20 protein-coding genes and 1 pseudogene are annotated in these 23318 nt (G+C 64.3%); 4 read left to right on the plus strand and 17 right to left on the minus strand.

The genetic code is table 11. From position 1 onward, the window contains the following. Positions 1-33: 33 nt before the first annotated feature. The 5 genes from FJW03_RS27440 to FJW03_RS27460 all read right to left on the minus strand — a co-directional run bounded on the left by FJW03_RS27440 (position 34) and on the right by FJW03_RS27460 (position 5259). Positions 34-1299 (minus strand): cysteine desulfurase-like protein, encoded by a 1266-nt coding sequence (locus tag FJW03_RS27440; RefSeq protein WP_140766486.1) that lies wholly within the window; start codon positions 1297-1299, stop codon positions 34-36. Between the two features lie 44 nt (positions 1300-1343). Continuing rightward, the gene (locus tag FJW03_RS27445; RefSeq protein WP_140766485.1) at positions 1344-2018 is read right to left on the minus strand and encodes an amino acid ABC transporter permease; all 675 of its coding nucleotides are present in this window, start codon (positions 2016-2018) and stop codon (positions 1344-1346) included. A gap of 206 nt (positions 2019-2224) precedes the next feature. Continuing rightward, the gene (locus FJW03_RS27450) at positions 2225-3022 is read right to left on the minus strand and encodes an ABC transporter substrate-binding protein (protein ID WP_140691160.1); all 798 of its coding nucleotides are present in this window, start codon (positions 3020-3022) and stop codon (positions 2225-2227) included. Positions 3023-3112: 90 nt separating this feature from the next. Continuing rightward, entirely contained in the window at positions 3113-4312 is a 1200-nt protein-coding gene (locus tag FJW03_RS27455; protein WP_140691163.1) for a pyridoxal phosphate-dependent aminotransferase, read from the minus strand. A gap of 170 nt (positions 4313-4482) precedes the next feature. Beyond that, entirely contained in the window at positions 4483-5259 is a 777-nt protein-coding gene (locus FJW03_RS27460; protein ID WP_140691166.1) for an HpcH/HpaI aldolase family protein, read from the minus strand. Positions 5260-5381: 122 nt separating this feature from the next. Here FJW03_RS27460 and FJW03_RS27465 point away from each other — a divergent pair, with 122 nt between their 5' ends. Next, positions 5382-6473, plus strand: coding sequence for an LLM class flavin-dependent oxidoreductase (locus tag FJW03_RS27465; protein ID WP_140766484.1), 1092 nt, complete (start codon positions 5382-5384; stop codon positions 6471-6473). A gap of 215 nt (positions 6474-6688) precedes the next feature. On the opposite strand, the gene FJW03_RS27470 is transcribed toward FJW03_RS27465, so the two are convergent. The 12 genes and pseudogenes from FJW03_RS27470 to FJW03_RS27525 form a co-directional block, all read right to left on the minus strand. Continuing rightward, a complete protein-coding gene (locus tag FJW03_RS27470) occupies positions 6689-7084 on the minus strand; it encodes a RidA family protein (protein WP_140691172.1) in 396 nt (131 codons plus the stop codon). Positions 7085-7161: 77 nt separating this feature from the next. Next, positions 7162-8309: pseudogene (locus FJW03_RS27475) on the minus strand (acyl-CoA dehydrogenase family protein). A gap of 231 nt (positions 8310-8540) precedes the next feature. After that, the gene (locus FJW03_RS27480; protein WP_140766482.1) at positions 8541-9353 is read right to left on the minus strand and encodes an enoyl-CoA hydratase family protein; all 813 of its coding nucleotides are present in this window, start codon (positions 9351-9353) and stop codon (positions 8541-8543) included. Next, positions 9350-9820: a MarR family winged helix-turn-helix transcriptional regulator gene (locus FJW03_RS27485; RefSeq protein WP_140766481.1), complete on the minus strand. Its 471-nt coding sequence runs from the start codon at positions 9818-9820 to the stop codon at positions 9350-9352. The genes FJW03_RS27480 and FJW03_RS27485 overlap by 4 nt, the downstream gene beginning before the upstream one ends. Further along, positions 9814-10572, minus strand: a complete 759-nt coding sequence (locus FJW03_RS27490) for an SDR family NAD(P)-dependent oxidoreductase (protein WP_140691183.1) — start codon at positions 10570-10572, stop codon at positions 9814-9816. The genes FJW03_RS27485 and FJW03_RS27490 overlap by 7 nt, the downstream gene beginning before the upstream one ends. Positions 10573-10741: 169 nt before the next feature. Continuing rightward, positions 10742-13036, minus strand: a complete 2295-nt coding sequence (locus FJW03_RS27495; protein ID WP_140691186.1) for a bifunctional salicylyl-CoA 5-hydroxylase/oxidoreductase — start codon at positions 13034-13036, stop codon at positions 10742-10744. A gap of 115 nt (positions 13037-13151) precedes the next feature. Next, positions 13152-13985, minus strand: coding sequence for an ATP-binding cassette domain-containing protein (locus FJW03_RS27500; protein ID WP_140766480.1), 834 nt, complete (start codon positions 13983-13985; stop codon positions 13152-13154). After that, on the minus strand, positions 13978-14856 hold the full coding sequence (locus tag FJW03_RS27505) for an ABC transporter ATP-binding protein (protein ID WP_140766479.1): 879 nt from the start codon (positions 14854-14856) through the stop codon (positions 13978-13980). Before FJW03_RS27505 ends, FJW03_RS27500 begins: the two co-directional genes overlap by 8 nt. Then, on the minus strand, positions 14853-15701 hold the full coding sequence (locus FJW03_RS27510; RefSeq protein ID WP_140766478.1) for an ABC transporter permease: 849 nt from the start codon (positions 15699-15701) through the stop codon (positions 14853-14855). Before FJW03_RS27510 ends, FJW03_RS27505 begins: the two co-directional genes overlap by 4 nt. Beyond that, positions 15694-16701, minus strand: a complete 1008-nt coding sequence (locus tag FJW03_RS27515; protein ID WP_140766477.1) for an ABC transporter permease — start codon at positions 16699-16701, stop codon at positions 15694-15696. Before FJW03_RS27515 ends, FJW03_RS27510 begins: the two co-directional genes overlap by 8 nt. A gap of 89 nt (positions 16702-16790) precedes the next feature. Further along, on the minus strand, positions 16791-18320 hold the full coding sequence (locus FJW03_RS27520) for an ABC transporter substrate-binding protein (protein ID WP_140766476.1): 1530 nt from the start codon (positions 18318-18320) through the stop codon (positions 16791-16793). Between the two features lie 111 nt (positions 18321-18431). Continuing rightward, a complete protein-coding gene (locus FJW03_RS27525) occupies positions 18432-20006 on the minus strand; it encodes a phytoene desaturase family protein (RefSeq protein WP_140766475.1) in 1575 nt (524 codons plus the stop codon). Between the two features lie 119 nt (positions 20007-20125). Between FJW03_RS27525 and FJW03_RS27530 the strand changes: the two genes are divergently transcribed. From FJW03_RS27530 to FJW03_RS27540, 3 genes are all read left to right on the plus strand, one after another. Next, positions 20126-20917, plus strand: a complete 792-nt coding sequence (locus FJW03_RS27530) for a cyclase family protein (protein WP_140613360.1) — start codon at positions 20126-20128, stop codon at positions 20915-20917. A gap of 300 nt (positions 20918-21217) precedes the next feature. After that, entirely contained in the window at positions 21218-22789 is a 1572-nt protein-coding gene (locus tag FJW03_RS27535; protein WP_140765132.1) for a phytoene desaturase family protein, read from the plus strand. Further along, a complete protein-coding gene (locus tag FJW03_RS27540) occupies positions 22789-23271 on the plus strand; it encodes a MarR family winged helix-turn-helix transcriptional regulator (protein WP_140765130.1) in 483 nt (160 codons plus the stop codon). Before FJW03_RS27535 ends, FJW03_RS27540 begins: the two co-directional genes overlap by 1 nt. Positions 23272-23318: the final 47 nt, after the last annotated feature.

Raw genomic sequence — 23318 nt, forward strand, 5'->3', positions numbered from 1 at the left:
TGACGACCTCAAGGAGAGCCCGATTTCCCGGGATTACGACAGCTTGGCGATAATGGCGCGCAGCGCCTCGCCGAAACGGTGGATTTCCTCGACCGTGTTGTAATGGACCAGCGAGGCGCGGATCGCGCCGCTGTCCATCGACAGGTTGAGGCGCTTCATCAGCCGTGGCGCGTACATGTGGCCGTCGCGGATGCCGATCTGCATGTCGGCCATTTCCTCGACGATTTTCTGCGGTGACAGCCTGCCGATATTGAAGCAGAAGGTCGGCACGCGTTCGTTGATGCGGGCCTCGTCGGCAACGCCATAGATGGTTGCGCCGCAGCCCTTGAGCACGGCGAGCATTTCGCGCGCCAACACCAATTCGTAGTCGCGGATGGCGCCCATGCCAGCAACGATGTTTTCGCGCCGCGAGCGGTTGTTCGAGGGCTCAAGGTTGCGTCCGATCAGTTCCAGATACTGCACGGCCGCGTCCATGCCGGAGACGTTCTCGTATATGAAGGTGCCGGCCTCGACCTTGTAGGGCGGTTCGTCCGGAATGAAGTCCTCCCGGAAGGTCGGCAACCGCTTCAGCGTCTCGAAGCGACCCCACAGGAAGCCCATATGCGGCGAGAAATTCTTGTAGCCCGAGCAGACGAGATAATCGCAGTCCCAGGCCTGAACGTCGATCAGCCCATGCGGCCCGTAATGCACGCTGTCGAGGAACACCTCGGCGCCGGCAGCGTGGGCGATCTTGGCCACCGAGGCGACATCGACAATCGAACCGATCGAATGCGCCGTCACCGTGCAGGCGACAAGGCGGGTGCGATCGGAAACCAGCGGCTTGAGGTCGTCGACATGCAGATTGCCATCCTCGCGCATGCGCCACCACTTGAACTTTGCGCCGGCGGATTCCAGCGCCAGCCAGGTGGCGATGTTGGCGTCATGGTCCATATCGGTGACGACGATCTCGTCGCGCTCCTGCAGCATCTGGCCGATGCCGAGGCTGACGAGGCGGATGAACGAGGTGGCGTTCATGCCGAAGCAGATTTCCGCCGGGCTGTAGGCGTTGATCAGCAGCGCAACGCTTGTCCGTGCATCGGCGACCGACTGGTCGACCGTGACGCTGCGGCCATAGCGGCCGCCGCGCTGTACATTGTGCGAAACCAGGTGGTTGGTCACCGCGTCGAGCACGCTTTGCGGGATCTGCGCGCCGGCGGCGTTGTCCAGGAAGATGAAGTCGCCAGCTCTTTGCAATGCCGGGAACATCGCGCGGATGGTGTCGACGGGAAAGCCGCCGCTGGCGGATTGGGAATTGCTCAAGGTTGTCTCCTGCGAAATGTTTTTTGCAGATGGGATTGGGGCGATTAGCGCGACTTTTCGGTCTTGAAGCGGCGCTCGAGCAGGCTGACGAGGCGCACCATCGGCCAGAGGAAAATAAGATAGACGAGCGCCGCGCCGATCAGCGGCGAGGGGTTGGCGTAGAGCGATTGCGCGTTGGTCGCTTCCTTCAAGAGCTCCGGCAGTGCCACGGTCGAGGCGAGCGAAGTGTCCTTGAACATCGAGACGCAGTTGCTGGTCATCGGCGGGATGACTACGCGCACCGCCTGCGGCAGCACCACCTTGCGCAAGGTCAAAAGGAACGGCAGGCCGAGCGCCTGCGACGCCTCGAACTGGCCGCGCGGAATGCTCTCTATGCCGGACCGGAACACTTCCGCCGAATAGGCCGACATGATGATGGCGAACGCCGTCACGGCGGATGCCCAGGACGAAAGCCGGATGCCGAGGAAAGGCAGCGCGTAGTAGATCAGGATCAGCACGACCAGCACCGGCAAGGCGCGGAAGATATCGGTATAGCCGACCGCCAGCCACTGCAGCGGCTTTGGCGCATAGAGCCGCAGCAGGCTGATCACCAGGCCGATCGGGATGCCGATGCCGATGCTGAGCAGGCCGAGCAGCAGCGTGTTCAGGAAGCCGCGCAGCAGCGCCGGCAGGCTGGACGCAATGACATCGGCGTTGAAGAAGGTGTCGATCAGCGACATGGGAGCGTTTCCGAACTGTTTTGCGTCCCGTGACGCCAGCGCAATTCCAGGAAAGGGATGAGACGGTTTTCCGCCTGGAATTGCATCAAAGGGAGATGGCCCGGAACATCAAATCGGTTACTGCACCGAACGCGATCCCGGGGGAGGATCGAATGCAGGAGCCGTGCCGCCTGCGGCCGGCACGGTCCCTTTTTGTCAATCGCCAATCAGGCCTTCGGCAGCGGCATTTCCTTGACCGTCGAAGAGTCCGCCGGCGCGTCGCTGCCGAACCACTTCTTGTGGATCGCCGCCAGCGTGCCGTCCTTCTTCATCGCGCTCAGCGCATCGTTCAGCTTGCCGAGCAGCGGGTGGTCCTTGGTCATCATCAGGCCGTACTGCTCGCCGGTCTTGATGCGCTGCTTGACCGTCAGATCCTTCATCTTGGTGAAGGAGTACTGCATGCCCGGAATGTCGCTGACGGCCGCATCGACGCGGCCGGCGCTGAGGTCGAGCAGAAGGTTCTGCTGCGTGTCATAGCCCTTCACGTCGCTGAAGCCGTCGGCCTCCTGATGTGCCTTGACCCAGGTCTCGCCGGTCGAGCCGGACAGCACGCCGACGATCTTGCCCTTGAGGTCGGCCTCGGCATTGATCGCGCTGTCGGTCTTGGTCGCGATGCCCATGTCTGAATCATAATAGGGCTGCGTGAAGGACTGCGACTTCAACCGCTCCGGCGTGATGGTGATCGACGAAATGGCGACGTCGATGCGCTTCGAGGTGGTGGCGGCGAACAGCGCCTGGAAGCCGAGGTCGGCGATGTCGGTGGTCATGCCGACGCGCTTGGCTGCTTCGTTGACGATGTCGACTTCAAAGCCCTCGAAGGTGCCGCTCTCGTTCTTGTACTCGAAAGGCGGGTTGGTGGGGTAGGCGCCGACATTGAGCACATCTGCGGCATAGGCGGTGGCCGGTCCGGCGGCGATGCCGATGGCGGCGGCGAGCAGGATGAAATTGCGACGGGTGAGCTTCATTGGTGTTCCCTCCGGGGTGTCCCCTCTGGTTGTTGATCGGGCGGGGCTGGCCCCGCACGGTTTCTTGCCGTCCCACCTCCCAGCGGGGCGTCAATTCATGGCGACGACCATGCGGTCGAGCGCGGTTTCTATCTGATCGCGATCGCGACAGACGCACATGCGCAGGAATGCCGCCGAGGAGCTTCCGAACAACTGGCCGGGCGCCAGCCCGACCCGCGCTGTTTCGAGGATCCTGGCGCAGGCCTGCCGGGCATCGTTTTCGCCCACAAGGGCAAAGAAGGCATACATGCCGCCGCGCGGTTTCGCGGGCAGGATGATGCCCGGAATCCGTGCCAGCCGGTCATAAGCAAGATCGAGGCCGGTCCTGATCCGCTGCCGGATCTCCTCGACCAGCGGCTCGCCCTGGCGGATGGCGGCAACCGCGCCGGCCTGGATCGGCGCGGCGGTGCCGCTGTTGATGTACTGGGTCATGGCGCCAAGCTGGTCGGCGACACCCGATGGATGGGTCAGCCAGCCAATGCGCCAGCCGGTCATTGCCCAGGCTTTCGAAAAGCTGTTGACCGACAGCACGCGGTCGCCGTCCTCGGCGATCTGCAGGATGGAGGGCGCGACGTCGCCGTCGAAATAGAGCCGGCCATAGACCTCGTCTGATATGATCCAGATGCCGGTGCGCCGGCTGAAGTCGAGCAGCGCCTGCATTTCCGCGCGCGATGCGGTCCAGCCGGTCGGGTTGGAGGGCGTCGACAGGAAAATCGCGCGGGTGCGCGCATCGCAGGTGGCGAACAGCCGGTCGAGATCGAGGTGCCAGTCGCCCTTGAAATCGAGCGAAAATGGACGCGGCTCGCCGCCGATCAGGTGGATGGCGTTATGGATGTTGGGCCATTGCGGCGCGACATAGATGACGTTGGTGCCGGTATCGACCAGCAGTTCCAGCGCAAGATACAGCGCCTGCATGCCGCCCGGTGTGACCGTGGTGCGTGGGATCGGGATCGGCCGGCCATGGATGCGCGTCTGGTACTCGGACAGCGCTTCATTCAACGGGCCATGGCCGCGCATGTTGGGAACGTAGAAGGTCAGGCCTTCGTCGAAAGCCGCCTTGGCGGCGTCGCGGATGAAGGACGGCGTCACCATGTCGCCTTCGCCGTACCAGAGCGCGATCACATCACCCAGTTCCCGCGCGCGCACGGCGAGGTTGGCGATGTTTTCAGTATGAAGGTCGCGGATCTGGGCGCGCACGCCATCGAAAGCATAGCGCGCGCTGGACGATGACTGGGGCAGCACGAACGACAAGGACTGAACCCCTCCACCCTAAACGCCATGATGGACCGGCCGGCAACCTCCTCGGCACGGCAGCCACCATCGACTTCGAATGCTTATCCAAAGTGGGGCGCTTTTCAAGGCGAAAGTTTTAAGCTTAAAAAGTTTGACCGGCCTGTTGCCTCGCCGAGACCCCTGTTTGCCTAGCTGCGCCCGTTTTGCGCCAGTTCGGCGCGCGCGGCAGCACAGTTGGCCGCGGCGCCAGCACCAAGAAACATCGTGTCGCTGGCCAGCACGAAGAAACTCGCGCCGATGGCTGCCCATCGGCTGATATTCTGTGGGCTGGCGCAAAATATGCCTGCGGTCCTGCCGTGTGCGATCGTCGCGCCGATGATTGTGCCGATCGCCTCGTTGAGCTTGTCCGTGCCTTTCGATCCCATCGCATCGATCGACACCGAAAGATCGCCGGGACCGACGAAGATCATGTCGACGCCGTCGACGGCCGCGATCGCTTCGATGTTGGTGAGCCCCTCCGATGTCTCGACCTGGACCGCGACGACGATCCGTTCATTGGCGCCGGCAAGATATTCGGGAATGCGATAGCCATAGCCGGCGGCCCGGCCGGGTCCGACGCCGCGTTCGCCCAGCGGCGGATAACGCGAGGCTTTCACCGCCATCGCGGCCTGGGCTGATGTCGAGACACGCGGGATCAGCACGCCCTGTGCGCCGCTGTCGAGCGCTGCCTGGATGGCTTCCGGCGCATGGCCGGGAACGCGCACCATCGCCGGCACGCGATGCACGTCGGCCGCGCGAACCATGGTCTCGATCATGTCGCGCGAAATCTGGGCGTGCTCCCAGTCGATGCAGACGAAGTCGAGGCCGGCGAGCGCCATCACCTCGACCACGACGGGATGCGGAATGGCGGCGAAGGAGCCGACCAGCCTCGTCTTGCCGATGCATTTCTGGCGGAATTCGCTCATGCCGATCCCTTTTTTGTGCTGCCCAATCCATATCCGCAAACGATGGCAAGGCGAAGCTATTTCAGGCTTGAAATATTTTCGCGCGGGCCTAGCGTGTGGTCTCCCGCCGCGAGTTTCCCGAGATGACCAAAGCCCATCCCTTGCACGGCCAAAACAAACTGAAGCTCGGCGTCTTCTCGACCAACGCCGATGGCGGCCTTGCCATCACCGATGTGCCGGAGCGTTGGACGGCAAGCTGGCAGGACAATCTGACCGCGGCCCAGATCGCCGACCGCGCCGGGCTCGAGTTCCTGCTGCCGATCGCGCGCTGGCGCGGTTTTGGCGGCCGCAACAAGGTGCGCGAATGGTCATTCGAAACCTTCACCTGGGCGGCGGCTCTTGCCGCGGCCACCGAGCAGATCGGCCTGTTCATGACCGTGCACGTGCCGCTGGTGCATCCGCTTTATGCCGCCAAGGCGCTGGCGACGGTCGACCATATCAGTGGGGGCCGAGCCGGCCTCAATATCGTCTGCGGCTGGAACCCGAAGGAATTCGGCATGTTCGGCACGCCGCTCGTGGAAAAGGGTTACGAGCAGGCAGCGGAATGGATTGAGATCCTGAAGCGGCTTTATGCATCGAGCGAGCCGCTCGACTATGAAGGCGTCTACTATCGCCTGAAGGAAGCGGTCAGCCGACCGGCCAGCCTGCAGGTTCCGCGCCCGGTGACCATGAATGCCGCTTTCGGCGGCCCGGGCCGCGATTTCGCCGCCGCCCATTGCGACTATTTGTTCACGACCTTTTCCGAGATGGGCGATGCCGGCAAGCATGTCGCCGACATTCGTGAACGGGCCGGCAAGGTCGGCCGTGATGTCGGCGTCTACACCGTGGCGCATGTCGTCTGCCGCCCGACCATGGAGGAGGCGCAGGCCTACTATAACAGATATGCGGTGACGATGGCCGACCATGACGCGGTCGATGCTCACATGGCTGGCAAGAAGGAATTCTCGCGGTCACATGACGCGCATGCCTATGACCGCTACCGACAGCGCTTCGCCGGCGGCGCCGGCACCTATCCGCTGGTCGGAACCCCGGATTCAATCGCTTCCGAGATGGCCGCCATTGCCGGGCATGGGTACCAGGGCATCGCGCTGTCCTTCGTCAACTACACGCAGGAGCTGCCCTATTTCTGCGATCACGTGCTGCCGCTGCTGAGGCGGGCCGGACTTCGCGAATAGCAGCGATGCTTCCCCAACTTCGTCATCCCTGCGCGGAGCAGGAGCGAAGCTCCGTCGCGGAGACCCTGGGATCCATGCCGCGATCTTGGCCATGGAGTGCAGCGGAGGAGAATTCTGGGCCGCTGCAACGCTTTGATTTCACGGAATGGATCCCGGGGTCTGTGCTGCGTCGCTGCGCTCCTTGCTTCGCCCCAGGATGACGAAGCGATAGGCGGTTACTCCGGGATAACGGCGGTTGCCTGGATTTCTATCTTGGCGCGATCCTCGACCAGAGCCATCACCTGCATGGCGGCCATTGCCGGAAAATGCCGGCCGATCACCGCGCGATAGGCTTCGCCTAGCCCTTTGAGGTTGGCCAGATACTCGGCCTTGTCGGTGAAATACCAAGTCATCGAGGTGATGTGTTGTGGGCCAGCGCCAGCCTCGGCCAGTACCGCCACGACGTTTTCCAGCGTCTGCCGCACCTGGCCGACGAAGTCGTCCGTCTCGAACTGGCATTGCCTGTTCCAACCGACCTGTCCACCGACGAAGACGAGACGCCCGCGCGCGGCCACGCCATTGGCGTAGCCGACCGGTTTTGCCCAGCCTTCCGGCTGCAGGATCTCGTGCATTTCAACTCTCCGTCTATCCAATATCGGTCCGCAATATCAGCGTTCGCAAACAATCCAGTCCGTCGACGCGACCTGTCTCAGGCCGCGCCCATCACTTGCCGCGCGATCACTACTTTCTGTACGTCGGATGCACCCTCGTAGATGCGCAGCGCGCGGATCTCGCGATACAGGCTCTCGACGATATGGCCCTTGCGCACGCCGTCGCCGCCATGCAACTGCACCGCCTTGTCGATCACCTCCTGCGCCTTGTCGGTGGCGAACAGCTTGGCCATCGCCGCCTCGCGCGTTACCCGCGCGGCGCCCATGTCCTTGGTCCAGGCAGCGCGGTAGACCAGAAGCGCCGCGGCATCGACGTCGAGCGCCATGTCGGCGACATGACCTTGCACCATCTGCAGCTCGGCCATCGGCGCACCGAACAGCTTGCGCTCGGCTACCCGTTTGATGCTCTCGTCCAGCGCGCGGCGGGCGAAGCCGAGTGCTGCCGCGCCGACCGTCGAGCGGAACACGTCCAGCACCGACATGGCGATGCGGAACCCATCGCCAGGCTTGCCGATCAGCGACGAAGCAGGCAACCGTACCTGGTCGAAGGAAAGCCGCGCCAGCGGATGCGGCGCGATCACTTCCAGCCGCTCGGCAATGCCAAGCCCCTTGGCGTCGCCCGGCACGAGGAAGGCGGAAAGCCCCTTGGCGCCCGGCGCCTCGCCGGTGCGGGCGAAGACGACGTAGAGATCGGCTATGCCGCCATTGGAGATCCAGGTCTTCTCGCCGGTGAGAACATAATCATCGTCATCGCGGGTCGCCGTCATCTCGGTATTGGCGACATCGGATCCCGAGCGCGGCTCCGACAGGGCGAAGGCGGATATCGCCTTGCCGGCGCGTGTCTTTGCCAGCCATCGCTGCTGTTCCGGGGTGCCGAACAGGCTGAGCGCCCCAGTGCCGAGCCCCTGCATGGCGAAGGCGAAATCGGCGAGTCCGTCATGGCGCGCCAGCGTATCGCGGGTGATGCACAGCGCACGCACGTCGAGAGGGCCGGGATTGTCGGTGTCGAGCGCCGTCGGCTGCAGCCAGCCGTCCTTGCCGAGCCTGGCCACCAACTCGCGACAGGCCGCATCGACATCGTGATGATCGACGGGGAGGTTTTTGCGCACCAGAGTTCGAGGCGTTCGGCGAGTTCGCGATGGCGGTCTTCGAAGAAGGGCCAGTTGAGGAAGGAACGGTCAGGCATTTCGGCCTCCGCGATGTTGCGGGCCTTGCGCCCTACGGTGCCCCCCTCTGTCCTGCCGGACATCTCCCCCACTAGGGGGGAGATTGGACGTCATCTCTGCTTTCGCCAATCTCCAGCGTTGCAAAGAAGGCGCCGCAGCCGAAGCTGCCAATCTCCCCCCAAGTGGGGGAGATGTCCGGCAGGACAGAGGGGGGCGCTGTCCCGCCAACGTCTCCTTTGAAACGAGCATCCTCAATTCCCCTCGAACACTGGCTTTCGCTTGTCGACGAAAGCCCGATACGCCCGCTCGAAATCGTGCGTCTGCATGCAGATCGCCTGCGCCTGCGCTTCCGCCTCGATCGCCTGGTCGAGACCCATCGACCATTCCTGGTTCAATTGCGTTTTGGTGATGCCGTGGGCGAAGGTCGGGCCGGAGACGATGCGTGCCGCCATGTCGAGCGCGTCGGTTTCCAGCGCCGCGGCATCGACGAGCCTGTTGTAGAACCCCCAGCGCTCGCCTTCGGCGGCCGTCATGGTGCGGCCGGTGTAGAGCAGTTCGGCGGCACGGCCTTGGCCGATGATGCGCGGCAGGATCGCGCAGGCGCCCATATCGCAACCGGCAAGGCCGACACGGGTGAACAGGAACGCGGTCTTGGCTTCCGGCGTGGCGATGCGGATGTCGGAGCTCATGGCGATGATGGCGCCGGCGCCGACCGCCACGCCATCGACCGCCGCGATGATCGGCTTGCCGCAATTCAGCATCGCCTTGACGAAATCGCCGGTCATGCGGGTGAAGGCGAGCAGTTCCTTCATGTCCATCCTGACCAGCGGGCCGATAATGTCGTGGACGTCGCCGCCCGAGCAGAAATTGCCGCCATTGGGCAGGAACACCACGGCGTCGACGTCGTCGGCGTAGACGAGGTCGCGGAACGTGTCGCGAAGTTCGGCATAGCTGTCGAAGGTCAGCGGATTCTTGCGCTCGGGACGGTCAAGCCTGACCTTCGCGATCCTGCCTTCGACCTGCCATAGGAAATGCTGCGGCTTGAGGCCTGCCATTTTGGTCATTCGCGTCCCTCCCAGTTGCTGCGGAACGAGGTCAGAATGCCTGTCAGCCGGCGTGCATCCTCTTCACTGACCTTGCCCAGCAATTCACCGATCCAACCCTCATGCGCCGCGGCGATGGTGGCGAAGGCCTTGGAGCCCTCCTCGGTCAGCCGCACCATCGAGGTTCGCCGGTCGCCATTGCGGCGGGCGCGGGTAACAAGTCCCTCCGACACGAGCCGATCGACGATGCCGGTGACATTGCCGTTGGACACCAGCAGGAAACGCGAAAGATCGCTCATCAGCATGCCTTCGGGCGCGCGATAGAGTGCCGCCATCACGTCGAAGCGGGGCAGCGTCGTATCGAACTCCTTCTTCAGCCGCTCGCGCAGTTCGGCCTCGATCGTGCGCGAGGCGCGCAGCAGCCTGATCCACAGCCGCAGCCGGTCCTTGCCGGGTCCCGATGGCGCGGGCAGGGGGCCGGCTACCATGTTTCGCCTCCTGAGATGGAAATGGTCTGTCCGGTGATCGATGCCGCCGCATCGTCGCACAACCACAACACCGAGGCGGCAATCTCCTGCGGCTGGATGAAGCGGCCTTGCGGGTTGGTCGAGACGAGGCTCGATCGTGCCTCGCCGGCCGAGCGGCCGGTCTTTTCGACAATGCGCTGGATGGACTCCTCCAACATCTCCGTTTCGACAAAGCCTGGGCAAACCGCGTTCACGGTGACGCCGGACTTCGCCGCCTCGGCGGCGAGCGCCCGCATCAAACCGACGACGCCATGCTTGGCGGCGACATAAGGCGCGACATAGGCGTAGCCTTTCAGCCCTGCCGTCGAAGCGATGAAGACGATCCGGCCCGCCTTGCGCGCGGCCATGCCGGCCAGCGCCGGTTTCACCGTCAGGAAGGCGCCGGTCAGGTTGACGTCGAGCGTCCGCTGCCAGTCGGCAAGCGTGGTCTTGTGCGCCGGCGTGCTGCCGGCCATGCCGGCATTGGCAACGACGATGTCGAAGGGCCCGCGCGCGGCTTCCGCTGTCTGGTAAAGCGATGCCATCGCCGCCGCATCGGTGACGTCGGCGGCGATGCCGAAAATGCGATCGCTTTCGCTGGCCACCCTGGCAAGTTCGGCTTCGCGCCGGCCGCAGATGGTCACGTCGATGCCCGCACCCGCAAGCGCCAGCGCGATGGCCCGGCCAACGCCGGAGCCGCCACCGGTGACCAGCGCATGCTTGCCGGCGATCATGCGCCCGTCCTCGAAACATCGCGCTGCCACTCACCCTTACCCTCTCCCCGTGAAGAACGGGGAGAGGGGGTCGCCAGCGCCGGAACTTGACCCTTCTCCCCGTTTTCCACGGGGAGAAGGTGCCGGCAGGCGGATGAGGGGCGGCGCCAACTTGGAAAACGTGAAGCACTCATACTTTGAGCCCCGCGGCGGCATCGCGCTCGGCCAGCCGGTAGAGCTGGTCGCGCCCGGGCAGATAGGGATCCGGCCATTTCACGCCACGGTCGCCGAGCGTCACCGCCGCATGCAGCGTCCAATAGGGATCGGCAAGATGCGGCCGGGCCAGCGCCACCAGGTCGGCGCGGCCGGCCATCAGGATCGAGTTGACATGATCCGGTTCATAGATGTTACCGACCGCCATCGTCGCCATGCCGACCTCGTTGCGGATGCGGTCGGAAAACGGCGTCTGGAACATGCGGCCGTACACCGGCTTCGCCAACACCGAGGTCTGGCCGGCCGAGACGTCGCAGATGTCGACGCCGGCCTCATGCAGCAGCCGCGCGATCTCGACCGCGTCGGCGGGCGTCACGCCTTCGATGCCGACCCAGTCATTGGCCGAAATGCGCATCGAGATCGGCTTTTCCGCTGGCCAGGCGGCGCGCACCGCGTGGAAGATTTCGAGGGGATAGCGCATGCGATTCTCCAGCGAACCGCCATATTCATCCGTGCGCCGGTTGGTGACCGGAGTGATGAAGGATGATAGGAGATAGCCATGCGCGGCATGGATCTCCAGCATGTCGAAGCCGCAACGATGCGCCATCTCGGCGGAGCCCACGAACTGCTCGCGCACCCTGTCCATGTCGGAACGGTCCATCGCCTTCGGCACCTGATTCCCAGGCGACCACGCCACTGCCGAGGCCGCCATCACAGGCCAGTTGCCGGAGGTCAGCGGCACGTCAGTGCCTTCCCAGCCGACACGGGTCGAACCCTTGGCGCCGGAATGGCCGATCTGCGCGCAGATCTTCGCCTCCGTCTCGGTATGGACGAAATCGACCAGCCGCTTCCAGGCTACCTCGTGCTCGGGCGTGTAGAAGCCGGGACAGCCGGGCGTGATGCGCCCTTCCGGACTGACGCAGGTCATCTCAATATAGACGAGGCCAGCGCCGCCCTTGGCCCGCTCGGCATAGTGGGTGAAGTGCCAGTCTGTCGGGCAGCCGTCGACGGCCCTGTACTGCGCCATCGGCGAGACGACGACGCGGTTGTTAAGCCGCATGTCGCGCAGCTTGAATGGCGCGAACATCGGCGCGCGGCGCAGCCTGTTGCCGCCGGCGCCTGCCTGGCGCTGGAACCATTCTTCGGCGCCGCCCAGCCATTCGGCATCGCGCAGCCGCAAATTCTCGTGGCTGATGCGTTGCGAACGGGTCAGCAGCGAATAGTTGAACTGCACCGGATCGAGGCCGAGATAGCGCTCGACCTCCTCGAACCATTCGAGCGAATTGCGCGCCGCCGATTGCAGCTTCAGCACCTCGGTGCGGCGGGCATCCTCATATTTGCGGAACGCGGCATCGAGGTCCGGCTCGGTTTCGACATACTCGGCCAGCGCCACCGCGCTTTCCAGCGCCAGCTTGGTGCCGGAGCCTATCGAGAAATGGGCCGAGGCGGCCGCGTCGCCCATCAGCGCCAGGTTCTTGTAGGACCAGCGCTCGCACAACACACGCGGGAAATTGATCCAGGCCGAACCCCTGATGTGGTTGGCGTTGGTCATCAGCGCATGGCCGCCGAGATGCTTTTCGAAGATGCGCTCGCAGACGGCGATGGACTCCTGCTGCGTCATCGCGCCGAAGCCGAAGGCAGCCCAGGTCTGTTCGCTGCACTCGACGATGAAAGTCGCCGTGTCGCTGTCGAACTGGTAGGCATGCGCCCACACCCAGCCATGCTCGGTCTTCTCGAAGATGAAGGTGAAGGCGTCGTCGAATTTCTGGTTGGTGCCCAGCCAGACGAACTTGCATTTGCGGGTGTCGATGTCGGGCTTGAAGACATCGACGAAAGTGTTGCGTGCCTTGGAATTCAGCCCGTCGGCGGCGACGACCAGATCATGCGTCTCCATATAGGGACGGGGATCGCCGATATCGGTCTCGAACATCAGCTTGACGCCGAGTTCCCGCGCGCGGCGTTGCAGCAGGATGAGCAGCCGCTTGCGGCCGATGCCGCAGAAACCGTGGCCTGACGAGACCGTGCGCACGCCGTCATGGATGACGGCAATGTCGTCCCAATAGGCAAAATGCTTCTTGATCCACACGGCGCTGACCGGATCGTTCTTGGCCAGGTTGTCGAGCGTTTCGGCCGATAGCACCACGCCCCAGCCGAACGTATCGTCCGGCCGGTTGCGCTCGAACACGGTCACATCGTGCCCGGCGTCCCTGAGCTTCATCGAAATGGCAAAGTAGAGGCCGGCTGGTCCGCCGCCGAGAACCGCAACCTTCATCCGTGCGATCTCCTCTTCGCTTTTTTGCTAGCCTGAATATCGCGCTTGAAGCTAGATATTTCAAGCTTAAAATTTCATATCGAAACGACCGGACCTTTGTGCGCCTCGATGCCTTTCATGTCGGAGCCGTGACCGACGGGATGTTCAGCCAATCCAGATCGATTTCCGGCAGCGGAATGGCTGCGATGAGGTCGCGCGTGTAGGCCTGCTGGGGATTGTCGAACAAGGCATCGGTGGCGCTGGCTTCGACGATCCTGCCTTCGCGCATGACGATCACTTGCCGGCACAGCCGCCGGATGACGGAAAGATCGTGGCTGATGAAGGCGATCGTCAGGCCCATCTCCACTGCCAATTTCTCCAGCAAAGTGAGGATCTGCGCCTGCGTCGATACGTCGAGACCGGAGACGATCTCGTCTGCCAGCACGAATTTCGGCGACAGCGCCAGCGCGCGCGCAATGCCGACGCGCTGGCGCTGGCCGCCCGACAATTCGTGGCGGTAGCGGCTGGCGAAACTCTGCGGCAGGCCGACCCGCTGGAGCGCCTGGGCGACGCGGCTCTTCAGATTATCGCCAAGCCCATTCTGCTTGAGCGGCGCGGCGATAATGCTGGCAATGGTGCGGCGTGGGTTGAGCGACGACATCGGATCCTGGAAGATCATCTGCAGGTTGCGCCGCAACGGTCTTAGCTCAGCCTCAGAGAGATGAGTGATATCGCGGCCATCGAAGCTGATGCTGCCGGCGCTGGGTTCCAGCAGCCTGACCAGCGCTCGGCCGAGCGTCGACTTGCCGGAACCGGACTCGCCGACGATGCCGGTCACCGATCCCCTGGGCAGGTCGAAGTCCAGGCCTTTCAGGATCTCGGCCAAAGGCGCGCGGCCGATCAGCGGCTTGCGGGTCATGTCGGGCAGCGCCACCTTCAGCCCGCGCACGGAAAACAGCGGCTCAGCCATGCGGACAGCTCCAGGTCTGGTCCGCCGCCGCGATCTCGGTGGCAAGTCCTGCCAGCACCGTCTCGTCCACCGGCTTCAACGAAGCGAGCGGGTCGGTGTAGCGCGGCGTCGCCGCCATCAGCGCGCGCGTATAGGGGTGCCGCGGTGCCGCGAAGAGCGCAGCCGTCTCGGCTTCCTCGACCACTTTGCCGGCGTAAAGAACCGAGACCTTCTGGCTGATCTTGGCGACGACCCCGAGATCGTGGGTGACGAACAGGATCGCCGTGCCATGCTCGCGCTGCAACTCAGCGATCAGCCGCAGGATCTGCTTCTGCACGGTGACGTCGAGCGCCGTGGTCGGCTCGTCGGCGACGATCAGCCGTGGCTCGGCGGCGAAGGCGGCGGCGATCAAAACGCGCTGGCGCATGCCGCCGGAAAGCTCGTGCGGATAGCTTCTCAGCACGCGCTCCGGGTCGCGGATCTGCACCTGGTCAAGCAATTGGCGGGTGCGGCTGTCGGCCCTCTCGCCGCTCCAGCCCAGAATGCGCACCAGCCGGTCGGTCATCTGTGGGCCGATGCGGCGCGATGGATTGAGCGCGGTCAGCGGGTCCTGCGGGATCAGCGCCGTGCGCGCGCCGATCAGCGTGCGCCGTGCCTTGGGCCGGAGTTTGCCGAGGTCTTCGCCCTCGAGCCTCATATCGCCTTCGACAATGCGCACGCTCGACGGCAAGACGCCGAGCACCGCCTTGCCGATCATGGTCTTGCCGGCGCCGCTCTCGCCGACCAATGCACGCACCTCGCCGGGCTGCACGGCAAGCGACACCGAGCGCAGCACGCGCTGGCCGTTCGGCAGCACCGCGCTGAGATCGGCGATGTCGAGGCAGGCGCTCATCGCAGCACCGGATCGAAGCGCGTCTTCAGCGCTTCGCCGAACTGGCTGAACGACAAGACGGTGAGGATCAGCGTGATCAGCGGGAACACCAGCACCCACCAGGCCTGATGGATCGACAGCCGCCCCTCGGCGATGATGCCGCCCCAGGTCGGATCGTCGGTCGAGATCGACAAATTGACAAAGGACAGGATCGCTTCGACGATCACGGCAATGCCCATTTCCAGCGACAGCAGCGCGACGATCGATGGCACCACATTGGGCAGCACCTCGCGCAGCATGATGCCGATGCGGCCATAGCCGGCGATGCGGGCGTTCTCGACATAATCCATGCGCGACTGGCCCATCGCCTCGGCGCGGATCACCCGGCAGAAGCGCGTCCAGTCGATGATGGCGATGGCGAGGATGACGGAACCGAGGCCTGTGCCCAGCACCGCGACCAGCAGGATGGCGAAGAGCACCGGCGGAAACGCCATCCAGACATCCACGATGCGCGAGATGACGCGGTCGGCCCAGCCACCGAAATAGCCCGCGATCAGCCCAAGCGTCGAGCCGACCAGACAGGCGGCGATCGCGGCGGCGAAGGCGACGATGAAGGCGATGCGGCCGCCGAAGATCAGCCGGGAGAGCAGGTCGCGGCCGAGGCTGTCGGTGCCCAGCCAATAGCCGGGCTCGGCGCCGTCGAGCCAGAAGGGCGGCAGCCGCTCCAGCATCAGGTCCTGCGCCAGCGGATCCTGCGGCGCGACCAATGGCGCGAAGATCGCGGCTAGCAGCGCCAGCAGCAGCCAACCGCCGGCGAGCCACAGCCTGGGGCTCAGTCTGCGTCTTGAGGCGCGTGCCTTATCCATGGCGCAGCCTCGGATTGAGCAGCGCGTACATCAAGTCGACGGCAAGGTTGATCAGCACGAAGAGCAGCGCGAAGACCAGCACGATGCCCTGGATCAGCGGCAGGTCGCGGTTGATGACGGCATCGATCGCCATGTTGCCGAGTCCCTCGTAGGAGAACAGCCGCTCAACAATGACGGTGCCGCCGATGAGGAAAGTGAATTGCACGCCGACTAAGGTCAGCGTCGGCAAAGCGGCGTTCTTCAGTGCCTCGCGCAGGATGACCTGCGTTTCCGAAAATCCCTTGACCCGTGCCAGCACGACATAGTCGAGGTCGAGCACTTCCTTCAGCGACTGTTTCAACAGTTGCGAGATGATCGCCGCCAGCGGCAGCGCCAGCGCAACCGCCGGCATCAGCATGTGTTTCAGGAGATCCCAGGTCAGGTCGAAGCGCAGCCGAAGCAGGCTCTCGAACAGGTAGAACTGGGTGACGAAGGGCAGGTCGAGCTGTGGCGACACGCGGCCGGAAATGTCGAAGATCGGCACCAGAACGCCGAACAGCAGGATCAGCACAAGGCCCCACAGGAAGTCGGGAATGGACAGCGCCGCGCCGCTGGCGATGTCGATGCCGGCCTCGACCGCCGTGCCGCGTTCGCGCGCGCCGAGGATCGCGGTCGTGCCGCCGAGCGCCACCGCCATGACAAGGGCGAGGATGGCCAACTCCAGCGTTGCCGGCAGCCGGTTGAAGACGAGACCGAGCACATCTTGCCTGAGCGAGATCGAGGTGCCGAAATCGCCCCTGACAACACCGGACAGCCAGATGAAGAACTGCTGCACGATCGTCTTGTCGAGCCCGTATAGCGCGCGCAGCCGGGCGATGTCGGCATCGGTGGCGCCCGGCGGCAGCATCATCGCGATCGGGTCGCCGGGCGCGACACGGATCACGACGAACACGACGACGGCCACGCCGAACAGCGTGATCAGCATCGTTGCAAGACGGATCAGGAATCTTTGCAGGAGCATGTAAATCTTTGCAGGAGCCCGTGGCTCGTATTCCCGATGGAAAATGCGCGCCGTCATTGGTGACGGCGCGCGGTAATTCAGGGCTGATGTCAGGCCGGGGTCATCAGGGCCGGAAGCAGCGCGCCGGAAATATGCTGGACCACCTTGACGCCCTTGGCATGCACGATCGGCTGCGCGTACTGCATCAGCGGCAGCACATAGGCTTGCTCGGCGATGTACTTGTCGACCGCTTTCCAGCCGGCGATGCGCTTGGCCTCGTCCTTTTCGCCCCACAGCGGGTTGATCATGTCGATCAGGTCCTGGCTGTCCCAAACCGAATGCGGGCTCGGGCCATACATGGCAAAGCCGGTCGACGTGGTCGGGTCGCCGATGGCGTTGCCCCAGTTGTAGAAGGCGGCCGGCGCCAGCTTGTCTGCGGCGCGCAGTTCGTAATGCTTGGCGATCTCGTAGACCTCGATCGTCGCCTCGATGCCGACCTTGCGCCACATGCCGACGATCGCCTGGATCATCTCATAGTCCTTGGGCTTGAAACCCTTGGTGGTCTGGATCGTGAACTTTACCGGCTTGTCCGGCGAATAACCGGAAGCGGCCAGCAGTTCCTTGGCCTTGTCCGGGTTGTGCTCGACCTTGATCGACGGATCGAAGGCTGCGTATTCTGGCGTTTCCAGTGTGGCGAGCGGCTGGCCGTAGCCGCGTAGCAGCCGCTTGACCAGAAGCTCCTTGTCCACCGCCATCACGGCCGCCTGGCGGACATTCTTGTCCAGCATCGCCTCGATGTCGTTGAAGAAGATCATGCCGATGTCGGAAACGTTCTTGATAGAGCCGGCGAGCCCGTCCTTGGCGATCAGCCGGTCGTATTCCTCATAGGGGATTTCGAGCGTCACCTGCGAAGAGCCGGACTCGACTTCAGCGACGCGGCTCGCCGCGTCGGTGACGAATTTGATCGTCACATTCTCGAAGGCCGGCTTGGGGCCCCAATAGTTCGGATTGGCCTTGAGCCGCAGGAAGGCGTTGCGTTCGAACTTGTCCACCATGTAGGGCCCGGTGCCGATCGGCGCCTTCTCGAAGCCTTCCGCGCCGACCTTCTCGTAATAGGCCTTCGGCATGATGTAGCCGGTGAGGAACGACATCCATTTGAAATAGACCGGGTCGAACTGCACGACGTTGCCGGTGATCTTGTTGCCGTCGATCTTGAAGTTGTTGACGTTCTTCCAGACGAACTGGATCGGGTTGCCGGTCTTCTCATCGCCCGCCCGCTGCAGCGACCAGACGACGTCCTCGGGCGTGAACGGTGAGCCGTCGTGCCATTTCACGCCCTCGCGCACCGTCATCATCACCTTGGTGCGGTCGTCGCTCCAGCCCCATTCGGTCAGCAGGCCGGGCGCGAAAGACAGGTCCGGCTTCTGCGGGATGAACTGGTCGAACACCGACTGGTAGAGGCCCTGGATGGTCGGATTGACGGCCGATGGGCCGGTGGTCGGGTCCCAGGAGGGCAGGTTCACGTTGTAGGCGATGGTCAATTCGCCGGCGGCGGCCTTGACGAGGTTTGGCAGGCCGACAGCGGCCACACCGAGTGCCGCGGCACTGTATCCGAGCAATTCGCGTCTGTTGATTGTCATGGTCGTTCCCCTTGTTGGTTATTGTCTTTGCGCGGCACTGTCCGTTCATTGGTTCAGGCTTCGTGGGCAGCAGCGCCTTGCCTCTCGTCACCTCGACAAAATCGTCGGTGCCTACCTCCCGCCAAGCTGTTGCGCGAGCATGAAGCCCGAGGCCGCGCCCGTGCCTGCGCCCGGCCACGTCGCGGCGCCCGTTAGATGCAGATTATTGACCGGCGTGTTCCAGCCGGCATAGCCGCGCGCCGGCCGGAACAGGAAGTTCTGCGCCAGATGATGGCTGCCGCAGACCTGGTCGCCGCCGACCAGGTTCGGGTTCTCGCGCTCGAGGTCGATGGGTGAGAACACAGCCCGGCCAAGGATTTTCGCGCGCAGGCCAGGCGCATAGGTCTCGATGATGTCGAGCATGCGGTCAGCATAGGCTTCCTTGACCTGATCCCAATGCGCGGCCGCGATCGTGGCCGAAGCATCACCCAGGATTTCGGCGGGCAGCATGCGCACCTGCACCCACAGCACATGCTTGCCCGCGGGCGCGCGCGACGGGTCGATCGCGGTCGGCTGGCCGACGACCAGCACCGGTTCGTCCGGCAGCATGCCCGCGATCGCCTGCTGATAAGTGCGCGACATGGCGTCGAGCGAGGGCGACAGATGGACATAGGCGAACTGCCGAAGCTCCGCCCCGGCGCGCCAGTCGGGCAGGTCGTCGAGCGCCAGATGGATCATCATCGTGCCCGGCGCATGGCGGAACTTTTTCATCGCCGTATCGAAGCCGGCGTCGCCCGAACCGCCGGACAGCAACTTGCCCGTCAGTGCCCTGGGCGCAACGCCCGCGATGACCGCCCTGGTCGCCGTATGGCTCTTACCGGAGGCCAGCCGCACGCCGGTCGCCTTGCCGCCGGAAACCGTGATCTCGGCCACCTCGGCCCCGGTGACGATCTTGCCGCCGGCTGACGTCACCATGCCCGACAAGGCGCGGACAATGGTGTCGGCGCCGCCCTTGCCCAGCACCATGCCGAAGCTCTGGTTGGCCATCGATTCCAGATAGGGGAACACGGCGCCGCCTGCGATGTCGGGCGCGAAGTCGAGATGCATCCCCCAGGTGGCGAGTGTTGCACGCACATGCGGCGACTCGAAATTTTCCTCGAGCCAGGCGCGCGACGATGACAGCAGCAGGCGACCCGTATCGAGCGCGCCGGACATGCCTTTCCTGCGCCACAGGTTCCAGGCCGTACCGGCAAGCGCGCGGGCACTCATCGGCGAGCCGAGCAGCCGGAACAGATGCTCGGCTTCGGCCGGGAAGGCCGCGACCAGCCTGCGCCATGTCGCGGCATCGGCGGCGGAGAAGGCAGCCATGCGCGCGGCTGTTTTCTCCAGGTCGTTGCTGACGCCGAACCAGCGTCCGTCCGGGAAGGCGCTGGCGAAACAGTCGGCGACCCGCGCGAACTCCAACCCTTGCGCTTTCAATTCATTTGCATATTTCCGGTGGAAGGCCGAGCCGGCAAACAGGCTCAGATTCATCGCCCCGAAATCGTGGCGGAAACCGGGAAGGGTGAATTCGCCGGTCTGGACGGCGCCGCCGACCGCCGCGTTGCGTTCGAAAACGCCGGTTTTCCAGCCTTTGAGCGCCAGATGCGCGGCGCATGCCAGACTGTTGTGGCCCGCCCCGACAAAGATGGCGTCGAACTCGCTCACGCCCCGTTCCCATTTCCTTTATGCTTAAAGATAATTGCAGATGCATATGTTTTCGTCTAGTAGGATATTAAGGGCCGACACGAGCCTCCAGCACCATCAAGAAAGAGGGAACAGAGACCATGGACACGCAAAAACTCCTCGGCGAGGTCGCCGGCCAGCTGCTTTCGGGCGCCATCAAGGTAGTCGACCTGTCGGCGCCGCTCGGACCCGACACGCCGTTGATCAAGCTGCCACCGGAACTCGCCGTCGACACGCCGAAGGTCGAGATCCACACCATCTCCGCCTATGACAAGAACGGCCCGTGGTGGGCCTGGAACTGGCTGAAGCTCGGCGAACATTCCGGCACGCATTTCGATGCGCCCAAGCACTGGATCACCGGCAAGGATTATGCCGACGGCGCCACCGACACCATTCCGGCGCAGAACTTCGTCGGCCCGGTCAATGTCATCGACTGCTCCGGGGAAGCCGCCGCCGATCACGACTTCCTGCTCACGGTCGACCATATCAAGGCCTGGGAAGCCGACCATGGCGCCATCAACCCGGGCGAATGGGTGGTGATGCGCACCGACTGGTATAAGCGCAACGGTTCGGAAGCCGAATTCCTCAATGCCGACGACACCGGTCCGCACACGCCCGGCCCGACCGCCGAGGCCATCCAGTATCTGATCAGCAAGGACATCAAGGGCTGGGGCTCGGAGACCATCGGCACCGATGCCGGCAAGGCCGGCGGCATGGAGCCGCCATTCCCTGCCCACAGCCTGATGCACAAGGCCAACCGCTATGGGCTCGCCAGCCTCTGCAATCTCGATCAACTGCCGCCGAAGGGCGCGATCCTGATCGCCGCACCGCTCAAGATCGAGCACGGCACCGGCAGCCCGATCCGCGCTCTGGCGCTGGTATCGGGAAAGTAGAGCGAGGGGTCTTCGGGAGAAGATCATGCGCGCGGGTGATAATGTCATGGCAGCAAGAGGGCGCCAGCCTGGCGAGGCTAGCCGCCTACGGCGCCCCCCTCTGTCCTGCCGGACATCTCCCCCACGAGGGGGGAGATTGGCAGCTCTGGCGCCTCACTTGTCCCAGCGACGTTGGAGACTGACGAAAGCGGTCGCGACGCCCAATCTCCCCCCTCGTGGGGGAGATGTCCGGCAGGACAGAGGGGGGCGCGAAGGAACGCTACCTTGCCCTCCTAAATCCCGCTCCCCAGAGAACCGTCGATGACCTCCCCCGATCACATCATCGTCGGCAGTGGCATCAACGCGCTGGTGTGCGCGGCGATGCTTGGCGGCAAGGGGGCGAAGGTGCTCGTGCTGGAACGCAACGACCGCATCGGCGGCTGCATGCGCACCGAGGAGATCACCGCGCCCGGCTTCATCCACGATGTGATGGCGACGACCTTCGTGCTGTTCATCACTTCGCCAGCCTTCGCGGCGCTTGGTGCTGACCTTGCGCGGCACGGCTTGGAGTTCTGCCACGCGGTAACGCCGACCGGCGTGCTGCGGCCGGACGGCAGCCATGCGGTGCTCAGCACCGACCGCGCCGCCAATGTCGCGGCACTCAACGCAATCGCCGCGGGTGATGGCGACCGGCATGCCGAGGATGTCGGCGGCATCGAGCGCAATGCAGGCCTGTTGTTTGGCCTGCTCGGCGGCAGCTTGTGGTCCTATCCGACGGCAAAGCTGCTGGCGGGCGACGCCTGGCGGCGCGGTCCGCGCGGCCTTGCCGCCTTCCTTGGTGAGGCCCTGGTGCCGGCGCGCGGCTGGCTGGAAAGCACTTACCGGTCCGAAACCATACGTGCGTTCTGGGCGCCCTGGGTGCTGCATGCCGGGCTCGGCCCGGAAGATGCCTTTTCCGGTCAGATCGCCAAGGTAATCGCCTTCGCGCTGGAGGCGGCAGGCGCGCCGATCGTCAAGGGTGGGGCGAAGAACCTGCTGTCGGCTTTCGAGGCGCTTATCATCGAGCGCGGCGGCGTCATTTCCACAGAATCCGACGTTGCCTCCATCATCCTGGCCGGCGGCCGCGCCACCGGCGTGCGGCTGGCCTCGGGCGAGACGGTCCATGCGAAAAAGAGCGTTATCTGCTCGGTCACGCCGACGCAGCTTTACGGCCGGCTGCTTGGAACCGAGGCACCCAAGGGCGATGTCGAGGCGACGAAGAAATACCGCTACGGCAAAGGCAATTTCCAGATCCATTACGCCCTCGACAAGCCGCCGGCGTGGCGCGGTGAAGGGCTGGACAAGGTGGCGCTGCTGCACCTGACGCCGGGCCTGGATGGCGTCTCGAAAGCCTGCAACGAGGCGGCGCGCGGCATGCTTCCCGAGGTGCCGACCATCTGTGTCGGCCAGCCGCACGCGCTCGACCCGTCGCGCTGCCCCGAGGGCAAGGCGATCCTGTGGCTACAACTGCCCGAGGCGCCGCGCCACATCAAGGGCGATGCCGCCGGCAAGCTGCAGACGCCGGCCGACGGGCAGTGGACCGCCGAGTTGCGCGAGGCCTATGCCGACCGCACTGAGGCGATTCTCGCCAACCATATTGACGGCTTCAGGGACGGCGTCATCGCGCGCCGTGCCTATTCGCCGGCCGATCTCGAAGCCATGAACATCAATCTGGTCGGCGGTGACCCCTATGGCGGTTCGTCCACCATCGACCAATCGTTCCTGTGGCGGCCGTTCAAGACCAGCCGCAACAATCAGACCGGTATCAAAAACCTCTACCATATCGGCGCCTCGACCCATCCGGGCGCCGGCCTTGGCGGCGGCTCCGGCTTTCTCCTGGCGGGGAGGCTGTGATGGAACAGAAGCTTCCAGAAAGGCGCCAGCGCATTTCGACGCTCGGCCAGATCGGACTGCAGCAATTCGCGCCCTATCTGATGAACCGCATCATGGGCCGCTACAACGCCACCTTGCGCGACGATTTCCGCAAGCAGGGCCTGACCATTCCGCAGGTGCGCACGCTGGCCGTGCTGTCAGTTACGGACGGTCTCACCGTCAACGATCTTTCGGTCTACACCGTCATCGAGCAGTCGACCTTGAGCCGCACGCTCGACACGCTGGAGGGCCAGGGCTTCGTACGGCGCGAGCAGGGGGTCGCCGACAGCCGTATCCGCCACGTGTTCCTCACCGACGAGGGCCGGGCCGAGTTTACCCGCGCCTGGCCGGCCATGCATGATGCGTTCGAGGCGATGTTCGACGATGTCGACGATGCCGAATACGCCGCATTGATCGCGACGCTGCAGAAGATGCTGAAGAACATTCGCAAGCACGACATCTGATGCATGTCGCCCAAAAGTGGACCCGGTTTTGGGGAAACGACATGCAT

It is taken from the genome of Mesorhizobium sp. B4-1-4 (assembly GCF_006439395.2).
Lineage (GTDB): Bacteria > Pseudomonadota > Alphaproteobacteria > Rhizobiales > Rhizobiaceae > Mesorhizobium.